Source organism: Bythopirellula goksoeyrii (genome assembly GCF_008065115.1).
In the GTDB taxonomy this organism is placed as follows: Bacteria; Planctomycetota; Planctomycetia; order Pirellulales; family Lacipirellulaceae; genus Bythopirellula; species Bythopirellula goksoeyrii.
The window spans coordinates 2,077,400-2,103,571 of the sequence record NZ_CP042913.1 but is presented as its reverse complement, the minus strand read 5'-3'; the positions used below and the strand labels follow the sequence as shown (position 1 = coordinate 2,103,571).

The 26,172-nt window shown below is 51.0% G+C and carries 20 protein-coding genes; 16 read left to right on the top strand and 4 right to left on the bottom strand.

Annotated elements, in window-relative coordinates; genetic code table 11:
- Positions 1-165 precede the first annotated feature (165 nt).
- The 12 genes from Pr1d_RS08385 to Pr1d_RS08325 all read left to right on the top strand — a co-directional run bounded on the left by Pr1d_RS08385 (position 166) and on the right by Pr1d_RS08325 (position 14,638).
- Entirely contained in the window at positions 166-480 is a 315-nt protein-coding gene (locus Pr1d_RS08385; RefSeq protein WP_148073115.1) for a transposase, read from the top strand.
- Between the two features lie 541 nt (positions 481-1,021).
- Positions 1,022-1,915, top strand: coding sequence for an AraC family transcriptional regulator (locus Pr1d_RS08375; RefSeq protein ID WP_148073113.1), 894 nt, complete (start codon positions 1,022-1,024; stop codon positions 1,913-1,915).
- A 149-nt stretch (positions 1,916-2,064) separates the two neighbouring features.
- Positions 2,065-3,018, top strand: coding sequence for a sugar phosphate isomerase/epimerase family protein (locus Pr1d_RS08370; RefSeq protein ID WP_148073112.1), 954 nt, complete (start codon positions 2,065-2,067; stop codon positions 3,016-3,018).
- Between the two features lie 426 nt (positions 3,019-3,444).
- On the top strand, positions 3,445-4,533 hold the full coding sequence (locus Pr1d_RS25990; protein ID WP_148073111.1) for a DUF1559 domain-containing protein: 1,089 nt from the start codon (positions 3,445-3,447) through the stop codon (positions 4,531-4,533).
- Between the two features lie 108 nt (positions 4,534-4,641).
- Positions 4,642-5,319, top strand: a complete 678-nt coding sequence (locus tag Pr1d_RS08360; protein WP_148073110.1) for a PEP-CTERM sorting domain-containing protein — start codon at positions 4,642-4,644, stop codon at positions 5,317-5,319.
- 132 nt (positions 5,320-5,451) lie between these two features.
- Entirely contained in the window at positions 5,452-6,405 is a 954-nt protein-coding gene (locus tag Pr1d_RS08355) for a PEP-CTERM sorting domain-containing protein (protein WP_168205122.1), read from the top strand.
- A 134-nt stretch (positions 6,406-6,539) separates the two neighbouring features.
- Positions 6,540-8,219, top strand: coding sequence for a DUF4832 domain-containing protein (locus Pr1d_RS08350; protein WP_148073108.1), 1,680 nt, complete (start codon positions 6,540-6,542; stop codon positions 8,217-8,219).
- A gap of 5 nt (positions 8,220-8,224) precedes the next feature.
- The gene (locus Pr1d_RS08345; protein ID WP_148073107.1) at positions 8,225-9,139 is read left to right on the top strand and encodes a sugar phosphate isomerase/epimerase family protein; all 915 of its coding nucleotides are present in this window, start codon (positions 8,225-8,227) and stop codon (positions 9,137-9,139) included.
- 53 nt (positions 9,140-9,192) lie between these two features.
- On the top strand, positions 9,193-10,479 hold the full coding sequence (locus Pr1d_RS08340) for a Gfo/Idh/MocA family protein (RefSeq protein WP_148073106.1): 1,287 nt from the start codon (positions 9,193-9,195) through the stop codon (positions 10,477-10,479).
- Positions 10,480-10,718: 239 nt separating this feature from the next.
- Positions 10,719-11,780 (top strand): formylglycine-generating enzyme family protein, encoded by a 1,062-nt coding sequence (locus Pr1d_RS08335; protein WP_168205121.1) that lies wholly within the window; start codon positions 10,719-10,721, stop codon positions 11,778-11,780.
- A 92-nt stretch (positions 11,781-11,872) separates the two neighbouring features.
- Positions 11,873-13,588: an ATP-binding protein gene (locus tag Pr1d_RS08330; RefSeq protein ID WP_238476658.1), complete on the top strand. Its 1,716-nt coding sequence runs from the start codon at positions 11,873-11,875 to the stop codon at positions 13,586-13,588.
- 369 nt (positions 13,589-13,957) lie between these two features.
- Positions 13,958-14,638 carry a hypothetical protein gene (locus tag Pr1d_RS08325; RefSeq protein ID WP_148073104.1) on the top strand — a complete coding sequence of 227 codons (681 nt, stop codon included), beginning with the start codon at positions 13,958-13,960 and terminating at the stop codon, positions 14,636-14,638.
- A gap of 61 nt (positions 14,639-14,699) precedes the next feature.
- Here the strand turns inward: Pr1d_RS08325 and Pr1d_RS08320 are convergent, their stop codons facing one another.
- A complete protein-coding gene (locus Pr1d_RS08320) occupies positions 14,700-16,085 on the bottom strand; it encodes a diguanylate cyclase domain-containing protein (protein ID WP_168205120.1) in 1,386 nt (461 codons plus the stop codon).
- A gap of 241 nt (positions 16,086-16,326) precedes the next feature.
- Here Pr1d_RS08320 and Pr1d_RS08315 point away from each other — a divergent pair, with 241 nt between their 5' ends.
- From Pr1d_RS08315 to hemW, 4 genes are all read left to right on the top strand, one after another.
- Positions 16,327-17,457 (top strand): FHA domain-containing protein, encoded by a 1,131-nt coding sequence (locus Pr1d_RS08315; protein ID WP_148073102.1) that lies wholly within the window; start codon positions 16,327-16,329, stop codon positions 17,455-17,457.
- 34 nt (positions 17,458-17,491) lie between these two features.
- Positions 17,492-20,302 carry a protein kinase domain-containing protein gene (locus Pr1d_RS08310; RefSeq protein ID WP_148073101.1) on the top strand — a complete coding sequence of 937 codons (2,811 nt, stop codon included), beginning with the start codon at positions 17,492-17,494 and terminating at the stop codon, positions 20,300-20,302.
- A gap of 186 nt (positions 20,303-20,488) precedes the next feature.
- Positions 20,489-22,042, top strand: a complete 1,554-nt coding sequence (locus Pr1d_RS08305) for an alpha-amylase family glycosyl hydrolase (RefSeq protein WP_148073100.1) — start codon at positions 20,489-20,491, stop codon at positions 22,040-22,042.
- Positions 22,043-22,124: 82 nt separating this feature from the next.
- Positions 22,125-23,255 carry a radical SAM family heme chaperone HemW gene (gene hemW, locus Pr1d_RS08300; protein ID WP_148073099.1) on the top strand — a complete coding sequence of 377 codons (1,131 nt, stop codon included), beginning with the start codon at positions 22,125-22,127 and terminating at the stop codon, positions 23,253-23,255.
- 75 nt (positions 23,256-23,330) lie between these two features.
- Here hemW and Pr1d_RS08295 read toward each other — a convergent pair whose 3' ends face one another.
- The 3 genes from Pr1d_RS08295 to Pr1d_RS08285 form a co-directional block, all read right to left on the bottom strand.
- Positions 23,331-24,023: a gamma-glutamylcyclotransferase family protein gene (locus Pr1d_RS08295; protein WP_148073098.1), complete on the bottom strand. Its 693-nt coding sequence runs from the start codon at positions 24,021-24,023 to the stop codon at positions 23,331-23,333.
- Positions 24,024-24,274: 251 nt separating this feature from the next.
- Complete coding sequence (locus tag Pr1d_RS08290) at positions 24,275-24,844, bottom strand: hypothetical protein (RefSeq protein ID WP_148073097.1); 570 nt, start codon at positions 24,842-24,844, stop codon at positions 24,275-24,277.
- Between the two features lie 270 nt (positions 24,845-25,114).
- Positions 25,115-25,927 (bottom strand): uracil-DNA glycosylase, encoded by an 813-nt coding sequence (locus Pr1d_RS08285; protein ID WP_148073096.1) that lies wholly within the window; start codon positions 25,925-25,927, stop codon positions 25,115-25,117.
- Between the last annotated feature and the right edge of the window lie 245 nt (positions 25,928-26,172).

The following is a 26,172-nucleotide window of genomic DNA, read 5'->3' as shown; positions in this document are numbered from 1 at the left end:
GCTCCGGCTTCTTCTTTGGTTTTTGCGATCCAAGGATGGAGAATCCACAGCATGAAGACTGAGAGATCGTATCCCAGTGATTTGACGGACAGGCAATGGCAAGTTATCCGACTCCTGCTACCACGATGGAGTGGATTTGGCCGAGAACCGATCTGCCGTCGATAGGTGATTGACGCCATCCTGTACGTGTCACGCACCGGCTGCCAGTGGCGACAATTACCGCATGACTTTCCGAATTGGAAAACGGTGTACAACAATTTTTGGACATGGCGGAACGTTGGAACTAGGCAGCGGATTCACAACACACTTCGCGAAAAGGTGCGGAAGTCGGAAGGCAAGAAACCAGCTCCCACAGCAGCTATCATCAATAGCCAGTCGATTCGCTCTGCCGAGGGAGGAGAAGAACGGAGCTATGCTGCAGGCAAAAAAATCACTGGCCGCAAACGACACTTGGCTGTGGATACGTTGGGAATGGGCTGACGGTGGTCGTCCATAGCGTGAGTTGCCTACATCAATGTGGAGCGCAGTGGGTGATGAACAAACTTGAGGAACAATTCCGTCGGCTGAGAGTTGTGTTTGGCGAGTCGGCTTACGGAAGGTCGAGGCTTCCCGATTGAGTGCATGAAACTTTTGGCTGGGTCCTACAAACCGTGCTGCGACCCGTTCACACTAAAGGATTCGTTGCGCTACCCAAACGATGGATCGTCGATCGAATCTTCGCCTTGCTTGCGAGATATCGTAGGCACAGCAAGGACTATGAAAAAACTACAAAGTCGGCAGAACCGTTTTTGGTAAGCTGTTACTACACGGTTGACTACACAGTAAGATGTCAAACCGGGCAGTTGAAGGCATACTAGGCAGTAACTAGAATGAATTTTTCCCAATAATAGCTGGCGTTTCCGCGTTTGCTGAGAGGGTTGCATGGCGTTCGCAATGCAGAGGTCGAGGGTTCGACTCCCTTTCGCTCCACTCAGTTTTCGCTCTGTAGGGGCACTCCGAGTACCTTTTCGAAAACTGTGACATGCAACCTAAATGGACTTCCTATCGAAAAAGTGATCACTTTGAGGATGCCGTCTGTTTCCCCCGTGGCTGTCAAGAACAGTATTTGGCTCACCCTGGACACGCCAAATCATCATTAGATGAACGAGGTATCTTTCTGAGTGGCATCAGTCGATTTGTCACACCTTATGTCGTTCAGAGAAGAAATCCTGGTTACCACGTCGTGCTTCTCTCAACCGCTGGCTCGGGAGAGCTGTTGACCGACGGACAGAAAAAAGAACTCAAGCGAGGTGACTTGCTGATTGCTCCTTCTCATTGTGAATATACTTACAAAGCGAAAAGTGATTGGTCGTGTGTTTGGTTTCACTTGGCCGACGAGACAGAATGGTCGCATTTTCTACCACGCAAAGTAGTGCTCCTCGAATCTCGCTCGACCGACTTTCTCTCGGTGATCGCAAATCAGTATCTTGCAGAGAGACAGAGCCGGTTGCCTGATTCTCAGTCCGCCCTACAGTCGCTCGCCGACTTGATTGTATTGCTACTTGACCGTGAACTGCGGCAACTTCCTCAAAGCCGAAAAGACGTTGACATTCGCAAGCGCATCAATCAGTTATGGCAGACGGTTCACGGCAATCTTAACTTTCCTTGGACGACAGACAACTTGGCCCGACAGGCTGGTATCTCACCAGCTCAATTCAATCGCGTTGTAAAACGATTTCAGAAATCAACTCCCATGGCGGTTGTTACGAACTATCGAATGCAGCGTGCGCGTGAAATGCTCTCCTATACAGACCATACCCTGGAAGCAATAGCGGCTAGCGTTGGCTATGAAACGGCATTCTCATTCTCACGTGCATTCAAGCGCCATGCTGGCAAGAGTCCAAATGATTTCAGAAAAGCGATGCTAAAGGACTGACCAACAAGCATAGTTTTCATCGCTGCGTGACTCAATTGGGTATGGCGGCGTACGTTCTAGCCATTGTGCAGGCACTTGCCAGAAAGCCTAATGAAGAGAAGAACTCTTGAACTGCAAGACTGCCATTTTCGCACCAGTTTTTTATACTAATGATTAAATCCATCAGTTATTGGTCAATGAGAGAGGGGCTTTCGGGTACTCATCCCCTTTCAGATGCCTTGGGACTTGCACAATCGGCAGGATTCGAAGGGTTGGAACTCTGCATTGGCACCGAGGGTGTCTTGACTCCTGCTACTTCGCAGTCTGATTGCGAAGCTATCCGTCGAAGAATTGAGAGTTCAGGACTGGTGGTTGAAACATTGGCCAGTGGTATGAGTTGGGCACTTAGTCCGACGAGTGATGACAGTCAAGTGAGAGATCGATCCATTGAACTCCATCTCGGTGCAATAGAGCGTGCTGCTTGGCTGGGCTGTGAAGCTGTGCTGTTTGTCCCGGGTGTTGTAAATAGCCCCATCGCACCTCACGAGAACATCCGGAACGATATCGCGATCCAGCGAGCAAACGTTGCCGTATCTCGATTGCTTGAAGCTGCTGAAGCGTCTGAAATTGATTTGTGTTTGGAAAATGTCTGGAATGGAATGTTCACTTCGCCATTGGAAATGGCGACTTTTGTCGATTCTTTTGCCACCGAACGCTTGGGGGTCTATTTCGACGTAGGGAACGTATTGAGGTATCACCAACACCCGCCACATTGGATCGAACTTCTCTCGCATCGGATTAAGCGAGTTCATGTCAAGGATTTCGTTGAAAGATTCGACTGGAACGGCGATTATGCGTTTTGTGATCTGGGCTGTGGCGATGTCCCATGGCAAGCCACGATGGAGGCGCTAAAGAAGATAGGCTACGACAGTACTCTCGTAGCCGAAGTACTGCCCTACAAGGAAGGGATCCTGGAGCAAACTAGCATGGCAATGGATAGAATAATTAGTCTTACCAACGACGCTTTGCAAGTCGTCAGTCGAAGATTTGACACAGAAAGCAATGAAACCGTAGGCTTAGCGTCCCGGTCGGCAAAGCCAAGTTCTCTTGATAAGAAACTCTAAGCACTCCCAATGACACCTGAATTGAATCCGGCTTTTCTATTAAGAAGATCAAGAGTCATGAGCTCAAAGTCCGCTTGGGCCGGGGGATACCTTGTCAGCTTTCATGGACTTCTATAGTGTTGGAACTGCCTCAAAGAGGTTGTGGGTATGTGTATTTGAGAATTTAGCTATGTTAGAAACAGTCGGTACTTTCGCATGAAACACGTAAATTAGCGATTTATTCGACCAAACATGGCCCAGAAGGAAGGCTTCCTCATATAATAATAATGACAAGAAATGGTATGTCATTGTTTGTCCAGGCTATTCCGCTTTCCCCTGCTTTCGACGATTATTGAGGGTGTAGGCAGAACAAAGTGGCTCTATTGAGAACAGGTTTATTTCCTTTCCCTAATAAGCTCCCTACCACTTTTCTGGAGAATCAAAGGCATGCTGTCTTCAAGAATAGTTCCGGCGAACGAGCGTCCTGATCGCAGAAATACTTCAGGATTTACTTTAGTTGAGCTATTGGTGGTAATAGCCATTATCGGAGTCTTGGTCGCGCTCCTCCTACCCGCCATCCAGGCTGCTCGTGAAGCGGCCCGTCGAACCCAATGCTCTAATCAACTGCGCCAGCTCGCAATCGCGTTTCAAAACCATCACGATGTTCATAAGCATTTGCCAACGGGTGGTTGGGTGTTCAATTGGCTCGGTTACCCGGAGTATGGATTTGGCAAAGATCAGCCTGGCGGATGGCTTTACAATATATTGCCGTACATCGAACAGCAGAACCTTCACAATTTGGGCGACGGCCTAACAGGCGCCAGCCGTGCGGCTGCTACGTTGCAGCGCGTGCAATCGCCATTTGAGGGAATGACTTGTCCCAGCCGTCGAAGCACTAATGTGTTTCCTTTGACAAGCACATCACTACCCTATGCCTATTGCGAAACACCCATCGAGGTCTGCAGCAAGTCGGACTATGCTGCTAACGCGGGGGACATGTTCGTAGCTGAGCCCGCAGCTGGTGGTTCAGCCATTCCCTACGGAGAAACTGACTACCTCACAGGGAAGAATTATACCTGGAAACCTCAATGGACTTCGCGGGAACCAAACAATCCGAATCAAGTCATCATCATCAGTGATGCCACGGGAGTCGTGTACACGAGATCGGAAGTTGCATTTCGCAATGTGGAAGATGGAACTTCAAACGTCTATATGGTGGGTGAAAAGTACATGTCAACCGATCACTACCTAGATGGGCTGGACAAGGGTGACAACGAACCAGGATTCAGTGGAGCGAATGCCGATACACTTCGGGTAACGGCAAGTCTGATATCATTTAATCGCAGGATTGAGTTGTCCTCCGATCAACCAGGTCAAAATACCGGTGACGAACTGAAATTCGGATCTGCGCACTCATCCGGCTTGAATATGGCTTTTTGCGACGCTTCGGTCAGGTTTGTAGCTTTTGATGTTGATTCAGATATCCATCGGCTACGTGGCAACCGTTCGGACGGATTAGTAGCGGATAGTCAGTAGGAGAAACCGTTCGACAATACAAGTTTGCATTTGAAAGAAATCAAGGGACAATAGAGGCAATCGTGCACTGGCATTTTGTAACCCAATGACAACCAGGAGTAAGTACTAATGAACAAGACATTTACATTGCTGGCTTATTTGAGTCTGGCAACCTTGTGTCCCATTGCTCATGCAGGGACCTTCAAGACCATTACCATAGACGACGACCACTCGGATTGGATAGGTGTTCCGGTGGTTGATTCTGATGCTGCTGACAATCCAGGCTTTGTTGATATCGCAGAGACGCAAATTGCGAACGACAATAATTTTCTCTACATTCGCAACACTTTTCACAGCAGCCTGTCGCTTGGTTTGTTTACTGGGATCGATGTCGATGAGAACATCGCCACAGGTTTTGACATTTTTGGGTTGGGTCTCATCGGCCAGGATTCCGGTTGGCAAAATGATTTTCCGTTTACCTCCTCTAACGGATTGGGAGGCGGTGTATTTAATGACGGCCAAGGAATGACTGGTGATTTCTTCGGCAGCGGGGCTGCGTTGCTTGACGCATTCGCTGACTCTAACGAACGCGAACTGGCCATTTCGCTAGACATCGTACGCAATCCTCCTACAGCCCTAGTTGACGTATTTCCAGATAGTACTGTCCGTCTTTTGTTCTGGACGGACCAAGGCCCCAACGGTGATGTTAGCGGTGTCATTAACTACACCCTAGCGGTACCAGAGCCTGCCACAGTAGCCTTGCTTACTGCTTTGGTTGGTTGTTTGACAATCAAGAGACGACGCTAAAACTCAGTGAACGAACAGGGCAGGCGCAGGGACTGCCGCGCCTGCCCTTATTAAATAATACTGCTCAACTTCCAGAAACTAATCTGTTATCTCGCAATGTGCGTGATGGCATACATATACAGGAAACTAGTAATGCTCTCACATCGAATTGTAGTTCCACTATCAATGTTGGCGTTGATGCTGACCTGGAGCGGTATCGACATAAGTGACGCGTACGGCGTTGTTGCTCCAAGCACCTTTAGTACCGCTATACAAGTTCAAGGCGAAGCGGCTGGGACAGAATTCGACGACTGGGCAGGAATTCCAATTGCTTTTACGGACAATGGAGGTTTGGCAGACAATCCAGGTGGTTTCATTGACATCAACACCATCCAAATCGCCAACGACGACGACAATTTATATATCTACGTCGATCTCGTGACCTCAGATATCGTTGCGATGGCAACGATGTATTTGGCGTTCGATTTAGACAATGACCTACTCACCGGGCATGACCTTTTTACGCTAGGTGCAATCGGATCGGAACTCGGTTACCAAACTGACTTCCCTTTCGTGCAAGACGCTGCTAACTTTAACACGGGTGTGGCTGGAGTTGTCGATTTCGGTGGAGATTTTATTGGACTGGGATTTACCTACCCGTTCTTTGATGATAACGGACCTCCGACAGGCAATGGCATGGAGTGGACCATACCACGAAATCTGGCGATTGGCCCCACGGCTCCTGGGACTCCCGTCTTCACCGGAGATACTTTTAGGTTTATTGCGTATACTGATCTCGGGGCGGGTGACCTGCCGAACGATGGCGGGACTTTCGAACAGATTACCTACACGTTTGCCACGAATCCGAATCCCAACGACCCTGGTGATTTTGACAACGACGGTGACATCGATGGCAACGATTTCCTGATCTGGCAGCGTGGCAACTCGACCACGGGTCCTTTAGATGCAGGGGATTTGGTCGATTGGCAGAATAACTACGGCACTGGACCTTTGCTAGCAGCCTTTGCGGTTCCGGAGCCTAGTACTCTAATTCTCTTAGGATTACTCCTGGGTGCGTGCCCTATACGATTTTCCATAGGTCGCTGATGAGTGATTGCCAGTGCATGGGGGCAACATGCTCCGCAGATCTTTGCGCGATTTCCGATGACCAGATAAGGCAATGGTTAATAATTACTAGATCGTAAGTTTAATGCTCAGTTCTTCGAAGAACGAAATTCCTCATGAAGTGCAAACTAACGAATTACGAAATCTTTTTCAGCGCTTTCGGGCAGTCGCTCCTAGTCCTCGGTATCTTGCTGGCTCCGTGGTTTTCATCGCATGGAATTGGCGATGAGCCCCCCTTACAGACCATCGTCTTTCAACCATCGACCGAGGACTTCGCCAATCCAGAACGGGGCTTCTTCCACTTCCGCGATCTGACGAATACCTCTGGCTACAACTCTGTCCGATCCCAAGATCATTCGCTGATCTATGGCCGTATCCTAGCTAGTAATTTTCGCAACGGCCCTCTCAGCCAGTCATTTCTGAATCAAATCCAGGCAGGTTTTGATGCGGCGCGGGCCAATGGAATTAAGGTCAAACCACGGGTAGCCTACAACGACGGCAACGGTCCAGACGCCCCCAAGTCAGTGATACTAAACCATATTCAGCAACTTAAGCCGTTATGGGAGGCCAATAAGGACGTCATCTACCTTATGGATGCCGGTTTTATCGGCTGGTGGGGGGAATGGCACCATTCCACCAACGGATTGGATAACAACGCCGATCGCACGGAGATTCTCAACGCGCTTCTTGACTCGCTTCCTGTTGATCGAATGGTGGGTATTCGCACGCCTCATTTCAAGCGAGAGATCTTCAATGGCTCTCCCGCAGACGCGACTTTAAGTATTTCTGCAGAGAACGCGTTCGATGGCTCAAACCTCTCGCGAGTCGGACATTTGAACGACTGTTTTTTGGCTTCCTCGTCCGACGCTGGAACTTATGTAACTCCTGGTTGGACACGGCAGGAAGAAATTGACTATATCGGCGGCGAGAGCTTGTACGGACCTCATGGTGGCGAAACTTGCTCGCTGAGTGTGTTTTGTGCCGGACCCAACGCGATTAGCGAAATGCAGCAATTACACACCGATTACCTACACATCGGCTGGCACCCCGACGTGATTCAAAGCTGGCGAGATGACGGCTATTTCGATGAAATCAGTACACGCTTGGGATATCGCTACGAACTCCAGAACGCGAAACTGCCGGACGAAGTGAAACCGAGCGGACTGCTGAACATGGAGTTCACCATCGACAATATTGGATTCGGCGAATTGTTTAATCCACGCAATGTGGAGATCACCCTAGAGAATAACACTTCCGGCGAGATTACTTCGGCACCACTTCAGATCGATCCGAGATTCTGGTCTGGTGGAACCAGCAACGAGGTAGAAGCCGTGATGAGCATTCCTGAGAATATGGCCGAAGGAACCTACACTGTTGGCATCAAGATGCCAGACTATGAGGCTTCAATCTCAGATGATGTCCGCTACTCCATTCGTTTTGCCAATGAAGGTGTTTGGGATGATGTCACAGGTATCAATGTACTCAAAACCGATTTGCTAATCTCTGAAAATGCCGCTGGGGCGACCTATCAAGTGGGTGAAGAGTTTGAGGAGATTGAGGACTCCAGCACCATTTTCTTAAAGGGTGATTTCGATTCCGATGGTGATGTTGATGGAAGTGATTTATTGCAGTGGCAACGTGGAATCGGAAATCCCTTTCAGTTTAGTGACCTAGCCGATTGGCAGGCTAATTATGGCAAAAGTTCGGTAGTCCCAACCGGCATTCACGCCATACCAGAGCCGGAGAGTTTGATATTGGTTGGTAGCTTTTTCTTGGGTCTCATTTTTTTAAGGTGAGTTAATTGGCCATTCTTGCTTCCGATCGACGACAGTTTCTTTTATATTCTGCAGCTTCTGTAGTGGGAACTTCTCTGCTGCCGTCGATCGCGACTCAAAGTGCTGCTGCGGACCAATCAGACTTGCTGCCACATCCTCGAAAACTCTATACGGCAGTTAAATGGGGGATGATCGAGACGGATGGCAGCGTAGCGGAAAAATTTCAGCTGTGCAAAGATTTGGGCTACACCGGCATGGAACTGGTAAGCCCCCTCGACGGAATCTCAATCGCCGAGATTACTGCTGCTCGGCAGTCGACGGCATTGCCGGTTCATGGCGTTGTTGATATGAAGCATTGGAGCATTCGGCTTTCTGACCCGGATGAGAAAGTTCGGGCCCAAGGGGTTGAACATCTAAGGCAAGCCCTCGTCGATTGTCGTGCGATGGGAGGGTTCTCCGTATTACTTGTGCCCGGTAAGGTTTCAGGAGCTGAGGAAACGCACGAGGATGTGTGGACTCGATCCATTCAAGGGATTCGTCAGGTCCTTCCCTTAGCCAGCCGGCTTGGTGTCCGAGTTCTGATCGAAAATGTGTGGAACGGATTCTGCGAGACTCCCGAAGAAATGCGCGACTATCTCGATGAGATCAATAGTCCTTGGGTGGGAGCGTATTTTGACATCGGCAACGTGCGCAAGTTTGGCCCCAGTGAGAAGTGGATCAGCGTACTTGGCCAGCGAATCGTGAAGCTCGATGTCAAAGACTGGAGCGAGAAGGATGGCTTCTGTAAGATTGGAGATGGCGACGTCGATTGGCCGCAAGTTCGCGAAGCTCTACAGGAGATTGGATTCTCTGGGTGGTGTACAGCAGAAGTTAATGGTGGCGGCGCAGAAGAATTAGAAGATATCCATCGACGCATGACTGAAGTGCTTGAGATAGGATAGTTCTGTCGCAAAGCAGAATCACTGAAATGACAATAGGAGTGAAAGGTACTCAGATGACAGAACTTAATCCCGCACAAGCAAGTTCTCGTCGCACTTTTTTGCAGAATACTGCAGTCACTGCGGCGACTATCAGCACTCTCGGTTTTCCCCAAGCCGTTCACGCTGCGGAGTCGGACACTTTGCGAGTCGGCTTAGTGGGGTGCGGTGGCCGGGGAACAGCCGCGGCCATTGATGCTCTAAGTGCCGATCCTCAAACCACACTCGTAGCCATCGGCGATACTTTTCCTGATCGTAGTGCAGCGTGTCTGCAAACACTCAGTGACACCCCAGAGATAGCCAGCCGTGTTGCTGTGACCGAGGATACTGTCTTCTCGGGTTTTGATAACTTCAAGAAGGTGATCGATTCGGGAATCGATGTTGTGCTCTTGGCGACGCCTCCGCATTTTCGCCCGGAACATCTGGCCTATGCCGTCAAACAGGGCAAGCATAGTTTTGTGGAGAAGCCGATCGCCGTGGATGTGCCCGGCGTGCTGAGCGTACAAAAAACGTGTGAAGAGGCGCGTCAGAAAAATTTGGCGGTGGTATCAGGTCTATGCTGGCGATACGACTTGGGTGTCAAAGAAACCATGAAACGTATTCAAGATGGTGCGATCGGCGAAATAGTTTCCATCGAGTCCCGATACAACACCGGAACGCTCTGGCACCGAGGGCATGAGCCTGGATGGAGCGATATGGAGTATCAAATTCGCAATTGGCTCTATTTCACTTGGCTTTCGGGCGACCACATTAATGAACAAGCGATTCATAGTTTGGACAAGACCGCCTGGCTTACGGGCGATACCCAACCGGTCCAAGCCATGGGTATCGGGGGACGTCAGCAGCGCACGGATAAGAAATACGGCAACATCTTCGACCATCATGTGGTGTTCTATGAATACCCAAGTGGAGTGCGTGTTTTTTTCACTACCCGGCAACAAGATAATTGCACGCCCTTTGTGGATGAGATCGTGATGGGGACCAAGGGTACCGCCCGAATTCTCACCAACCGCATAGATGGCGAGAAAAAATGGAAGTACCGAGGGCCCAAGCCGAGCATGTATCGCGTGGAACATGAGGAGCTGTTCAAGAGCATTCGCGACGATACACCGATCAACAACGGCGGATACATGACCAACAGCACTCTGCTAGCCATCATGGGCCGCATGTGCACCTACACGGGCCAAGATCTCAAGTGGGACGACGTGATCACAAACACCGAGCGATTGGGCCCCAATACCTACGAATGGGGAAGTGTCTCCGAAGGAACCGTGGCCATTCCCGGGAAAACGACGATTGCTTGATCTGTTCAACTAGAAATTGAGTTTTCAACGGTTAAATAAGATTTTGAAACGCAGAGTTCGCAGAGGCGCAGAGGATGAAGACATTGTATTCTTTGCTTAACTCTACGCCTCTGAGTCCTCTGCGTTTAACTATTATTGCCGCAAGTTTCCTGAGTTCCTCTTGCTATTTGTGGTCAGCCCCCACAACTCAATCAAAGAGTGAGCAAGAGCATACGCCTCCTGACGCCGCAAACGCTCCCATGGAGTCGTACCAGGCTCAGATTCCAGGCTCCGAAGTTACGTTTGAAATGATTGCCATACCGGGTGGCCAATTCGAGCAGGGTAGCTCTCATTCTGATGGCAATGCAGACGAACAACCCGTTGTCCGTGTCGAAGTTCCTGCATTCTGGATGGGCAAGCATGAAGTCACTTGGGCTGAGTACAAACAGTTCATGAAGCTTTGCAGTATCTTCGAGAAGTTTGATGATCGTGAGATTCGCCAGGTGACGGACGAGAATGAGATTGACGCGATCTCCGCACCATCCAAGCTTTATGATCCCAGTTTCACTTTTCAGGCCGGTGAAGAACCCGATCAACCGGCAGTCTCGATGAGTCAGTTTGCTGCAAAGCAGTACACCAAATGGCTGAGTTTGCTCACAGGGGATTTCTATCGCCTTCCCACAGAGTCGGAGTGGGAGTACGCCTGTCGTGCCGGTACGACCACGGCGTACTACTTCGGCGACGATCCTGATTTGATTGACGAGTACGCTTGGACGGATGACAACGCCGAGTATGAAACTCACCCCGTTGGGCAGAAGCTTCCTAACGCTTGGGGTTTGTATGACATGCACGGTAACGCTGCAGAGTGGGTACTCGATGAATATCGTCCTGGCTGGTACGCTTCGCTACCGACGCGCCTTTGCACAACCGAGGAAACACTTTGCTGGCCATCGAAGCTCTATCCCCGTGTGTTGCGTGGTGGTTCGATGTATGTTCTCCCCGCTGATTGCCGCTCGGCAAGTCGCAGGGCGAGCAATGATGAAGATCTACGAAGCTACGATCCCAATACCCCCAAGAGCCCCTGGTGGTTTGCAAGCGATGAGGCGATCGATATTGGTTTTCGCATCGTTAGGCCACTTGAGACGCCTTCTCGAGAAGAGCAAGAGAAGTATTGGCAAGCGGATGTTCCTTCGATTACAAGCGACGTGAATCGCAGAATCGACCAAGAGGGACGCGGCGAGCGTGGACTCGTCGATCCTGAGCTTCCACAGGCAATCTCATCTCTAAGAGATTCTTCCGGAGCGAAGGCGAAGTCTCCTTAGAAGGCAGCCTTGCATCCGAAACTCTCAGCACAGCGACAGCTGGAATAAGCTACGCTTTCCCTAGAGCCTGAAAACCGTAGGGAAAATATGCCATGCACACGATTGCTACCCCAGAATCGTTAAAATCGGAAGAGCAGGATGTGATCCGGGTTGCTGCGCGGAACGAAGGAAAGATCGAATTAGCAAACCGCATGGACACTCGAGGGCCTGCTATCCGGGCAGGGAAGGACAAGCTCTACAATCCACAAGATCCCGAGTATGCAAAAAAATGTTGTGACTCCATTTCTGAATTGATTGAGTTGCAACTTCTCCGCACCGGGGATAGCCCGAAGCAATATGAGCTAACCAACTTTGGCTGGCAGTTGAGCCGCAAGTTGACGACTAGACCAAACGATGAGGAACAGCACGTGTCGAACGAAGTAGAATCGCCGCCAGCACCACCCCAAGAATCAAGCCAACCCTCCACCCTCAAGCAAGCGGCTTGGAATACCTCGCAACCAGAATCGACTGAAGCGTTGATCTCGGCATTGGGTCTCGATGAAGGCTTTTTACCAGAGGAACCAAGCACTCTTGAGGAGAGCGGCCTCAACGTTACCTTTGTCGAAGACTTAATCCTCAAAATCATCCATACCTCGGGATCGCTCACTGGAAAGCAAGTTTCCGATCGAATCTGTCTGAGAGTTGCCATTCTGGAGGACATTTTCACTAGCCTCCGCAAGCGGCAGTACCTGGCTCTCACGGGTTCTGCGATGTTGGGAGATCATATCTATCAACTAACCGACCAAGGACGCGAGCGGGCTCGAATTGCGACTCAGGAATGCGCTTATGCGGGGCCCGCGCCAGTACCTCTGGATGACTATGCTGCCTCGGTTCAAGCGCAGACTATCCGCACGGAAAAGCCGAAGCGAGATCGGCTCGTCAAAGCGTTTTCTGACATCAATGTCGAACCGGAAATGCTAGCCAAACTTGGCCCGGCAATCAGCGCGGGCAAAGGAATGTTCATCTATGGACCTCCCGGAAATGGAAAAACCACGATTGCCCAGCGGATCACTCGCTGCTTTGGACAAAATATCTTGGTTCCCCATGCCATCATCGAAGATGGACAGGTCATCAAATTCTTTGATGCTTCGTGTCATGTGCCAGTAGACTCGCTGGCAAGCAAGTTGATCAATACTTCGAATCAAGATCGTCGCTGGATTCGTATTCGTCGACCCACGGTAGTGGTTGGTGGTGAACTCACGATGGATAGCTTGGAGTTGAAGCACGACCCGGTGAGTCACGTCAGCGGAGCTTCCTTGCAACTTAAGAGCAATTGTGGCAGTCTGTTGATCGACGACTTTGGCCGCCAGCAGGTCAATCCTACGGAGCTGCTCAATCGCTGGATTGTGCCACTAGAGAATCGCATCGACTTCTTGAGCCTTGCCAACGGCAAGAAAATCGAGGTCCCCTTTGAACAGCTCATTATCTTCTCCACGAATCTGGAACCGAGCGACTTGGCCGACGACGCTTTCTTGCGACGCATCCCGTTTAAGATCGAGATCGGTGCACCGTCTCGCGAGGAGTTTACGAAGCTGTTTGAAGTGTTTGCCAACAAGTCGAAAATTGATTGTTCGCTTGACCTGTTGGAGTACCTGATTAATCATCACTATGATTCGTGTGAACGTCCCCTGCGTCGTTGTCATGCCCGTGATCTCTTGGATCAAGTGGCACACTACTGCGAATACAACGAACTGCCAATGGTGGCTACGACAGACATTCTCGATCACGCGGTGAATAACTACTTCGCAGCCATGAGTGGTAAGGAATAGCGAAGGGTAGATTTCTTGCAAGCTCGCGCACAACCTGGTTGTGTTGGTCAACTTGGCTTCTTGGCCTCGTGTTTTTCGGTTGGCACATGGTTGGCGAGGCCGCTTCTTTTACGGTGCCAGCCATTGCGTTTCATCTGTGAGTGGATTGACACTTCACAGGCGAGTGGGGAGCGTCAGCTCCCTGCATCGTGGCAGAAATAATTTGCAATCTCTCTCAGAAACGATAGACTATCGTGAATTGAGGGATAGCCTTACCATCTAAAGAGTGTCTATTCGAGGCTATTGGGAATGCCCTAGTCGAATGATCAAGAGCGATGTGGAATCCCGATGCCCGCATACGATTGGGTCTTTCACGAAAGTTAGTGGCCAATGAATACTCTACTCAAAGCAGTGATCTGCACTCTGACTACTTGGGGCTTGGCTCCGAACTTCTCGACTGCAACAACAATCGATGAAGTACTGGTGCCACCTTCCACCCCTGGAAATTCCTACACCGGCACTTTTTTCATCACGCCCTCTCAGGCCACTTGGGCATTTGGCGTCGCCAACGACGCGATCGAAGATACTTCGGTCTCTGGTATCTCAAGCATTGACGGATTGGAAGCGAATGACCACTGGGTCTCGGCCATTATCGCAAGGAGTGATTGGGACAACGGATTCAATTTTGATTCGATTCGTCCCATCGGTGCGACGCCTCCTTCGTCATTTTCGATTGACACAACCAACGTTCTCTGGCAATGGGGAGCCACTAGCTCGGTCGCCTTCTACTGGCTATCTGAGGCTGGCCCCGATGCAAACAATCCACTCGCAGTTCTGCAGGCCGGCACCGAGTACGATGCGTTTCGTTTTTTCACGTCTGACCCGAACTCGCCATTTGCATCTTTCAGTGCGCCAAATGGGGGAGACATCACCACCGGGGAGACTGTCGTATCAATAGTTCCTGAGCCTTCGGCAGTCGCTATGATTTCGCTGTTCTTTGTGAGCCTATCTTTTCGTAGAGAACATCGAGAAGGAGAACGGTTCCCCATGTGCAAAGTGAGATGGCCTTGAAGTACGCGCTTCGCTTTGGCGAGCAGGACTCGCCGGACGCGGCGCGGCTAACAAGGAGTCGTTAACTCAGCGCTACCACCAGTGAATTCAATCCCGCCTCTGCTGGGTCTAATCCAGATTGTTCGTCGATCGGATCGACGGTTAGGGCGGCTAGATTGTCATAGGTTATGTAGCCGACGGGTTTCTCATTCTCGACGACGACCAAATAGTCTTTCTGGGCCATTGCCATCGAACTGATGATTTCATCCAGTCGCATGTCTACTTTCACCGTGTCACTCACCGGCACAAGATGCTCGTCGATGGTGTGGAATACGTCACTCCCACTTTGGCGGAACGAGTCAGATTCCAAAGCGCCCAACAGTTGTCCTTTCTCATCCACGACGGGGACACATGGTGGCAAGGTTTGGTTTGAGGCGAAGGAGTAGATTCCCAGACTCTGATTCTCACCCGAGCCTAGACCATCCTTTGGCAGTACCAGCGGCAAAGCCTCCATTACGTGCTGAGCGTAGACTTCATGATAGGGGGGAAACTTCTGTTTCCAGGTGGAAAACTCTTGCTCCACATCGTTTGCGTCGAGAATCAGATTTCCGCCGTACCCACGTACCTGACTCAAAGCGGTTGTACCGCGGGTTACTGCATCTTCTGCGGTGTCACCGGCAGGCCAATTGAGAACAACTCCGGAAATCGAGAGACTGGAGTTTTCTCCATGTGATGCAGAATACTTGTGATTGACTTGCTTGGAGATGTCTTGTGCTAGCTCGATGCCTTCGCTGACAGTACACCCTTGGAGCAGAACAGCAAATTCTCCTTCTTGAACGATCCCACACAGGTCTTCGTCAGAGAGCTTTTCATTCAGACACTGCGCCAACATCGTCGTCGCTTCTCTTACCGCGAAATAACCCTTCTGCATATGGAGACGTGAGAGCGCATCGATCCCCATGACGACGAGGGCACCATCTTGAGCGTCATTCTTAGTTCGCAATTGTCTTTCAAGCTGTCGAACGAATCCACTTCGGGTGGCAATCCCGGTTTGCGGGTCCAGCGAACTTGCCCGATTGAATCGCTCTTCGAACTCCAGTCGACGAGCGCCACTCTTCAGGCGAGATAGAAGTTCGCCAATGTTTACAGGAAATCGGACTAAATCGTCTGCCCCCAAATCGAGCAATTGATCTGGATTGGTCGAAGACTCTGTGCCGTAAAACGCGATCCGATAGATGAAATGGGTTGTGCGAGGCGAACACAGAACTTCTCGACATTCTTTTCCGTCGCGAGCGTCGATTAGCAGCAGGGATGCAGTAGCGTTCCTCCTCCATGCGGCCAGGTCACTCCAGTCGGAGGATGCCACGACTTCGTAGCCAAACGAGGATAGGGTCCAAGAGATTTCTCGCAGAGCAGTTGTATCAGTCGAAAGAATCGTAACAGGAAATCGGGTTGCACTGGAAGTCACAAGAACCTCGCTTGATCTAGGGCATGACAGGCATGAATTACGCTTAATGGAACTTTAGCATTTAATCTCTTGCTCAGAGAGGAAGTTCGCCATTTCTTGGCTGGCGATATGCTAGGCTTCTTATGAATCAAACTCTTTTTGTCGGTGAGGTCGTTGCATGGAAGCCGCTTGAGGAGACCGCTCGGCTTACACACCAATGGACAACTCGGATTAATCTCAATTGATTTAAGGTGTAAATTCAGTGGAACTAACTTTGCGCATAGAGAACGACACTCGCCCTCGGATTGAGTATTACCCCGTGAACAGCCCCACTCTGCGGACGGTTGTTATCGAAGAATACCCATTTATCATTGGGCGCGGTGAAACCGCACAGCTGCAAATTAAATCGGAAAGCATCTCGCGCGAGCACGCAGAATTAACCAAAACTGCGGATGGCTATCGGATCCGTGACTTAAATAGCACCAACGGGACTTCGATCAATGGGCAGCCGATAAGCGATTCTCCTCTGGAGGATGGAGACTGCGTAAGTGTTGCAGAAACGGTCATAACGTTTCTCTGCGCAGAAAGTGGGCAAATGGAGAGGATGGCAACGCAGCCGCTGGCGTCGAAACGAAAAGACGAGCCTCAGCTTGCATTGATGAAAGGGATCAGGGCAACTCGCGACTTAGAGGAAGCGTTGCTATGGCAAGCCATTCCCCTCTGCCGAACCAACATTGTTGATGCTGAGACAGATTCAACTGAAAGTATTTTCGTATCCGTCGATGAACCCCTTGCATCACTCTTGCAATCTACTGACGCACATGATTGCTGTTCCACTGCCTCTCGAGTTCAACAACTTGCCTGGCAGCTGACTGCAGAGCATGCTGAGGAGATATCTTCTACGGACTCGATTCTGATGCGAGTGGAATTGCATTCGGGTCTTGATAGTCGTCTGTGTGACGCCCTCGATCAAGCATTTGAACGTTTGACGCTTGATCGGTCACTTGGAATCGTGCTTCCTTGGGAATGGGCCGTTCAGTCACCAGCTACATTAGCCCTTTGCGCAGAGTTGAGATCGCTTGGAGCAGAATTGACATTCGACAACTTTTCGGGTGGAGCCGCCTGCATTGGCGATATGGAGGTTGCCACCCCTGAATTGCTAGTGCTCGCACCTTCATTAGTGCGGGGAATTTCAGCAAATCCACGACAACTGAATCAACTCCAGAATGTGACTTCCATCTGTGAAGAAGCGAATATCAAGGTAATTCTTCCCGCTGGACTTCCTCAAGAAGATTGTCAGGCAAGCCACGATATCGGTTTGAATTTGATCGTCAGCAACTCGGCCTCGCCGATCGAACTCCAAAGTAAAAATGACATTCCGGTTTCAGTTTGAATAGCGTTCATCTCATCTGGCAGACCGCTCGTTTATGTCCACTTCCGTTGCCACCAGTATTGAACTTCCTGTAGGCTACACCGTTGTAGACCGTCTCGGAGCAGGCGGCTATGGCGAGGTGTGGAAGGCTACCGCTCCAGGTGGTGTTGAGAAGGCAATCAAAATTGTCTTTGGCCACTGCGACGAAGGCATGGCAGAACGAGAGCTCAAGTCGCTCGAACGGATCCGGAGTGTTCGCCATCCATTCGTGCTCTCGATAGAACGTTATGAGATCGTCAACAATCGTCTAGTGATCGTCACTGAGCTGGCTGACATGAGCCTCAGTGACTGCTTTCAGAATTACCTGAACGATGGCCATTCTGGGATTCCACGCGATCAGTTGATCGCCTATATGTGGGACGCTGCCGAGGCGCTCGATTGCCTTGTCGAGCAACATTCCCTCCAGCACCTGGATATCAAACCAGAGAACCTGCTGGTGGTAGGGGATCATATCAAGGTGGCTGACTTTGGTCTGGTGAAAGAGTTGGCCTCGAAGACGCTTAATTCCATGATGGGAGGAATGACGCCTCTCTATTCCGCTCCTGAGATCTACGACAACAACCCCACCAAATTTAGCGATCAATACAGCCTGGCAATTGTCTACCAACAAATGCTCACCGGTTCGCTCCCCTTTCCCGGTCGAACACCTGCTCAATTGGCGAAACAGCATACACTCTCGGAGCCCAATCTGAACCAGCTCAGTGAGGCAGACCAGAGAATTGTGGGAAGAGCGCTCGCCAAAACACCCACAGATCGATTTTCTAATTGCCGTGAGTTTATTGATGCACTGAGAACGGCTGGTCAGCCCAACCCCTCAAAAGCTAATGCAACTAGCAGTACGAAGGGGAAGCTACCACCCAATGATTTAGACAGCGACGACACAAAATCGGCCTCGATGCTCGACACCAAGCAAATGGAGGATCCTGTATGCGCTGCTGCGACTCAGGTGTTGTCGGAAATCAATGGTTTGGTCGATACCTCGACAATCTCACTTGATAGTCAGCCGGCAAAAGTTGCTCCGCGACGATTCCCTCGTTTTGATTCTACGATCGAGGAGATTGAAACCCCCGCGCTTGGCCCTTTGACGGCAACACAACCGATTCCGACTCTATTCATTGGCGTGGGAGGCATGGGCATTAAGATGCTCAGAACAACCCGCAATCAGGCAAGTGCCAATTGCGAGGAAGCCATGGGGAGGATGGCATGGCTGGCAATCGACACAGAGAGAGATTCCTTAAAGTCGCCCACTGATGGGGAGACTCGCAATCCCTTATCGAGTGAGGAAAAACTGCATATACCTCTGCGACGTCCCAACGAATACCGGGACGACTCTCAAGCTTTGTTGCAATGGGTGAGTCGCCGATGGCTTTACAATATCCCCCGATCGCTGCAAACACGTGGTTTTCGACCTCTTGGACGTATTGCGATTGTCGACCACGCTGAAGAAGTGTTTTCTGCACTGCACAATCGACTCCAATGGCTCGCAACCAATGATCCAGGTCTTGCAGAAAACTCTCGCCCAATTCACGTGGTTCTCCTCGCAGGGATGTGCGGAGGCACAGGGGGTGGTACTGTCATCGATCTCGCCCAGGCGGTTCGCTCGATTTGTCAAGAGTTTTCGCAGGAGGTAGTGATCCATGGCGTGTTAGCAAGTACTTACCACATGGAAAGTACCGATTCACTAGCCGCCGCCAATATGTATTCGCTGCTCGCAGAGCTCAGCCATACTCAGCAAACTGGAAATTGCGGAGAAAGCCCACCGCCGGGGACTGCCGCTCGATACGAATTGCCGCAGCGACCTTTCGATGAAGTCTACGCTGTTGCGATTCCAACTCGCAGTGATCGGGCTTCTTGCGAACTATCGCTACAGTCAATCGCCAATTATTTGTTGTTAGAGGCGAGCGGCAGTGTCGAATCAGCCGTGGATGCAATACGCCTGAAAATTGAGAACCCACCAGAGCATGCATTTTTGCGTACTTTCACCTGTATCAACCTTGATGAACTGGCAAACTCATTTCGAACTATTCATCAGCAACTACTGTCAAAGGCTATCCTTGAACATTGGCTCGCCCCGTGTCAGGATAACTCCGATGCTGATTTGAAGTACTTCCAGGAGTATGCAAGTTCTCATTTTGCAAGTACGGTACTCTCTCAGCTTCCCAAGCCGGCCCCAAAGCCTTTGCCAAAAACGATCAAAGAAGCAGAAGACCCCGGCCCTTCGGCAGAGGAAGCACTCCGTACGAAAAAGATAAAATGCATCGCAGCAGCATTCTCGCAATTTATTGATTCCTTTGAGTTCCAGGGGCCGAATGATCAAGGAACGGTAGAAAATGCGGAAGTGCTCTCGGCCAGCAACCGAATCCTAACCACTCTCGGCATGGTTCTCAAAAGTCAGGAACTTCAAGAAGCTGAAATGGTACAAGTGCTATCGGAATTGCTAGGTGAAGCAGCAAGCCATACGGCCGCAGATTCTTCCGAAGCGAAACCAAGCGAATTGGCTGCAAGTGCATTGTCAATGCTTGAGAAGAGTCCGCTCAATTGCGGCCATCGCCGTCGAACGGTGTTGATTGCTCCTTGCGACAATCAAGATCCGGGACTGATCGAATCGCTTCGCCAGGCATGCCCCACGTTGGCCGATTTCAAGACATCAGTCCCTCAACCGTATTTGCTTCAAGAAGGAAGCGAACTAAGTCCGCTCAATCTAGGCGCTCGATTGGCGGAGATGTATCCGGACATCGACGAAGCGGGTGGGCGGCTGCACACTAGAAGCGACATCCAATGGCGTGATCTTCGCGATAACTTGTGAATTCACCCGGCGGACCGTTCTTCTCTCAGATCTCGTCAATCTTAGTGTACGCCATGCGCAATTCGCAGAACCGAAAATGATGCGACACTCTGCCTAAGTTTGTCGGTATAATAATAAATATTGATCAGCAGGGCTGAATTAACCTACTGCGTTGGACGGGAAACAAGAAGAGGCAACAAGATTACCATGCTGCGCTACTCACGATCTTGGCTCCTCGGGCTCGTGCTGTCGCTGTGCGCTTCCATTGCTCAGGCAGTACCCGCTCCTGAAGATGTGGTGATGTACGAGGTGAATCTGCGGGCATTCAGTCAGGCTGGAGATTTGGCAGGCGTCACGGCGAGACTTGACAACATCCAATCGCTCGGCGCGAACACACTTTGGCTCATGCCGATTCATCCGGTTGGCCAAGTGAATAGTGTGGGTGGGCTTGGCTCCCCCTATTCGATCATGGACTATGGCGTGGTGAGTAGTGAGTATGGCTCCTTGTCCGACCTGACCACACTTGTAACCGAGGCCCACAGTCGGGGGATGTTCGTCCTCATGGATTGGGTCGGAAACCATACTGCCTGGGATCACCCGTGGATTACTACTCATCCAGACTGGTATTCGCAGAACGGCCAGGGTGAAATTATTCATCCGCCCGGTACAAACTGGCAGGATGTGGCTGACCTCAATTACGATAGTGCCGCCATGCGTTCTGCCATGATCAGCGAAATGCAATACTGGGTCGCTGACGTTGGTATCGATGGATTTCGTGTCGATGCGGCCGACTTCGTTCCTTATGACTTCTGGGAACAAGCGATACCCGCCGTGCGTGGTGCCACTGAGCGTCCTCTCTTGATGCTCGCCGAGGGGGCTCGGGACGATCATTATGCTGCAGGCTTCGATCTTACATGGGGGTTTAGCTTCTTCACTGCAGTTGAACGTGTGTTTAATTCGTCTCGTCCCGCTACAGACTTGGTGTTCAGGCACAACCAAGAGTTTTCATCAATCCCTGCCGGAAAGAGCATTCTCCGGTACACTACCAATCATGACGAGAGCGCATGGAACGCTACGCCACCAGACCTCTTCGGTGGTCTGGATGCCTCGCTGGCCGCTTATGCAGCAGTCGTTGCTTACGGGGCGACTCCCTTGGTTTACAACGGACAGGAAATCGGCTGGTCAGAGAATGTACCTATCTTTTCTAAGTCGCCACTCGACTGGAATACGGGACAAGTTACCGAAGCATGGTATTCACAGTTGTTGGCCGTCCACAACAATCACCCTGCCCTTCGCGCCGGCTCAATCGACGACCGCAGCAACAACAATATCGCCATGTTGATGCGAAAAACCGCTGAGGACCAGGTTTTGGTTCTTGTAAATACAAGAGACTTTACAAGTTCGATTCAGATTCCCACCGAATGGCAGGGGGAGTGGTTCGATCTGCTCACTGACAATGCAGAGCAGCTGACGGCTTTGTTTTCCCTTGATCCTTACGAGGTTTTATATCTATCTCCAACGCCTTCGGGTCAACCGGGAGACTTTGATCTCGATGGAGACGTTGACGGAGCCGACTTTTTGGCGTGGCAAAGGGGAGTGTCCACTAACCCTCCCAGCGCATCGGATTTGGTGGATTGGCAAGACTTCTACAGCAGTTCAACGCCGCTCTCAGCGAGATCATCAGCCATTCCTGAACCCAGCGCCCTCCTTTTGGGAGTGTTAGCAATTCTTACTGGGCTCGCAGCTAGACGCCGGTTGTGAAGCACGCTTTAATAGCGTTCGTTCAACATCCCGAAAGGGGTGTGTCCCGCAACAACTATCAATTTGTCTGGTATGGGGTGCGATGAGTTTCCCTCCTCCCCGAGCTGCATATGTCCACATCCCCTTCTGCGTGCATCGCTGTGGCTATTGCAATTTCACGGTGATCACGGATCGGGATGATCTCGTGGAACCTCTACTCACCGCGATCGAAACCGAGCTGAGTTGGCTGGAGACGCCACAGTCCGTCGACACCTTGTACTTTGGCGGCGGGACACCCACGTATCTTTCGCCCTTGCAATTGCGCAAGCTCTGTGAGGTGCTACTCCAGTGGCACCCTCTATCCCAGGGCTACGAGTGGACTGTCGAAGCAAATCCGGGGGATCTAGATTCCGAAAGAATCCAAGTACTTTCAGAGCAGGGTGTGAATCGCTTGAGCTTGGGTAGCCAATCTTTTCGTCGCGAGAAGCTCACTATGCTTGAACGCGATCATTCAGCCGCTGAGATTCGCTCTGCAGTCGAGTTGTGCCGGCAGGTTGGGATAGGAGTCTCTCTCGACTTAATTTTCGGCACGCCTGGTGAAACACTCTCGGAATGGTTGACTGACCTGGAGCAAGCCATCCAACTCGAACCCGATCACATCTCCACCTATGGATTGACGTTTGAGCGGGGAACCCAGTTTTGGAATCGCTTGCAACACCGGGAATTGATTCCCGTCGCTGAAGAACTCGAACGCGAAATGTACCTTGCGGCTATCGACCTCTTAGCCGAGGCAGGATTCGATCACTATGAAATCTCAAATTTTGCCCGACCGGGGTATCGGAGTCGACACAACGAAACCTACTGGTCCGGCCGAGGCTACTTCGCCGTCGGCCCCGGGGCAGCCCGCTATGTTGACGGGGTGCGCCAGACCAACCATCGCAGCACGACCACCTATCTGCGTCGGGTTCAGCAAGGCCTTTCGCCAGTAGCCGAAGAAGAAAGACTAGACGCCATCTCCCGTGCTCGTGAGGCACTCGTTTTCGGACTGCGAAGAATCTCAGGAATCGAGCGCACCTCCTTCGAAGCTCTAACGGGTTTCACACTTGCGGAATTGGCAGGCGATACCATTCACCGCTTCGTGGACTTAGGGATGCTCGCCGACGATGGGGAATGCGTGAAATTGACTCGGGAAGGATTGCTGATAAGCGACAGTTTATGGCCCGAATTCCTGTGACGACTAACAAGTCGCCCGGAAAGCCCACGATAAATGTTGGGTCCCTCAACTCGGCCACACCTGTCTCGTCGCTGGTTACGGATCGATGATTTTCAACGCGATGGCTTCTTCGACCAGTTTTTGAATCGAGGGAAATCCAGAACTGCCCTTTACAAGTTGTTGCATGACGGCTTCAGTCTCAGCTACCGTCAATTTGCGTCCTCGGGTATCTCCCCACACCAAACGCGCCTCGCGACAAGACTGACACAGCATATGCAGCCGATCTCCCTCCTTTATGAATTCGACCTCATTTATATTCAGGCAGCAGGCACATTCACCATGATAGGTTTGAGACTTGTCTAATGCCTCGAAGTATTGCCGCGAGAGAAAGTCTTTTGCCGCCAGGATGTGATTCAGATAGTTGCGAGATGGTTTTAAGCCGCTGGCAATCTTGTCTGGTCGGGCTTGGTAAGTGGTGCAATGTACTTCTTTCTCATTCGTTTGGACCGTGATCGAGATTCGCGTGTAGTGATCCGGATATCGTTCCGATTCGTCCAAAAGAGTAAGATCCTCGTCAACGATATCGTAGAGGATTCCTTCGACCGTACCGTTTGGGTCCTCGTTGATGTTGGCGAAACCGATGTCGGGCGGCAGCCTTTCCCGCAGGGCTTTCTTGTTGAAGAGCAGTCGGTACCCTGGCAACAGAGCGCGTTGACATGAACTGAAGCGCACCCCCTTCTTCTCCATGATTGCGTGGTTGCAGTTTGAGCCGTATGCGAAGTACTTCATGATTGGAGAAACCTGTTTGGCGCGTTGAGCCTACGTACGAATTGAAAATGATATCGGGCACGCCATAAACTGACTAACCGTCCAATTAGTCTAGCAAATCCGGGCTAGTTGCGACACGAGTATCGGAGGTACATAAGACTCTACAGATTAGCCGGTCCGCCATGCGATCTGGGAAAACGCAGGTGATGCAAACTAGGACTTTCGGACCGCGTGGCGGTCCGGTTTAGAAAGCTTCGATTCTTAGCGAGATTTCAAAGCGGCGCACGAGGCACCTGCCGAGGAAATGGTGGGTCGTCCATCTGCGGCGGGTAGCCGCCTGTTTCTTCCACCCAAGCTTGTCGTTCTTCTTCGCTGGCGTAGTAGCGGAGCCAGATTTCTGGATCGTCTCCCACGTTGGCACAGTCCCAATGCAGATAGTTATCCCGGCGGTCTATCCTTTTCTCATGCGAAGGCAGAATGTCACGATAGATCAGGCAATAGAGTTGGCGATCTGACAGATGCTCGGTGAAATCAAGCACGATGTTTTTTTCAAATAGCTGCTGGACGGTCTGATGCAATATTTTGTGAAGTAATTCGTCGTCTAGTTGGTCTGGCGAAGGCAAAACCAATTGTGGGTCAAACCACTCACAGATAGGCATGATTGGTGCGCGTTCCCATTCAAGCATCGACTGCAGAAACTCATTTTCGCTCGATGTCGACATGACGTTGGCATTCACGCAGCCGATAGACTCGTCGTAGAGCGGTTCCAAGGCATCCCGCAACTGTGCATTTCGCAGCAGATGCTCCACGTCGTCCGTTTGGTGTGAGTCAGGTAGTTTCATAGCTTCTGCAAAAGAGGGCAATCAGGCCAAACCCGGGGTCTCAAACGACAACTTTCTGCCTGAGCAGGAACTCTGCCGTGGAATCGCAGAAAAACTACGCTCCACACCCCACATGTTTGACTTTATCAACAAGCTGCCTGCCTGGAAATATTTTTGAGGGCTATAAACAGGGAGATTTTAAAAAGGCTCGTTCAGGACCGTTACGACCCGCAAGGTCCCCCTAAATCACTGCCAGCAAGGCCAGCGAAGCTGGCAAAATTGGCCGAAAACTCACCCCACCGGGGTGCCCATTTCCCGCATCAAGAACTTCATGTCTTCCCAGGCATCCTTCTTCGCCGGTGGGTTGCGGAGCAGGTAAGCCGGGTGATAGGTGCAAACGACCTTAATTCCTTGATAGTCATGAATACGGCCTCGCATCCGACCAATGGCTTCTGTCGTTTCGAGTAGATTCTGGGCAGCCACTGCTCCCAGGCAACAAATGAATTCAGGGTTGATTAGCTCCAGCTGTCGATCAAGATATCGGCGGCAGTTCTGCGATTCGGCGGGGGTCGGGTTGCGGTTTCCCGGGGGACGGCACTTGAGGATATTCAAGATGTACACATCCTCACGGCTGAGATGGCACGCCTCGAGAATTTTCGTCAGGAGCTGACCCGACCGGCCAACGAAGGGTTCACCCTGCCGATCTTCTTCGGCCCCAGGGGCCTCTCCTAGAAGGCACAAGCGAGCTTGCGGATTGCCGACTCCAAACACGGTTTGTGTCCGTGTCTCGGCTAATTCCTGGCAGAGCGTACAGCCTGCGACCTCCTCGCGAAGAACTTCCAATGTGGCTGCATTTGATACGACGCTTGGCATTGTTTCTTCCTGGCTCTCTATTCCTTGCTGATTTTCTCTCTTTGCCAATACCTGGCTGCTACTGATTTCCTCGCCGGTATGAGAAACTTCCTCGGGTTTGTTCCTAGAGAGACTAAAAATCGATTCCCTTGAAGCAGTCGGACGGGGAAGCTGCTGCACACCTGCTGAATCCAGGCTCTCCAGCATCTGCTGCGCCATTCGAACGAGTTCTGAAGTAGAAAATTCGGCCATCGTACTGTAATAGCTGCATGATCAGTGATAGGGACTGCACAATCGCAGCGAATTCCTAGCTAGTCCAATTGAGGGTTCAAGAAACTATGAACTTTCTCCACCCAGCTGCTAGTATTCGGACAAGCGAAAAAGAGCGATAAGCTGCCTTTTTCAGCAGAAATCCTGTCCAATTCGGCACATCGCCTAGAGTTGATTGTACGATCTTCAATTCTCGATGATAAGGGCTCGCAGATTCAACCGTGGCT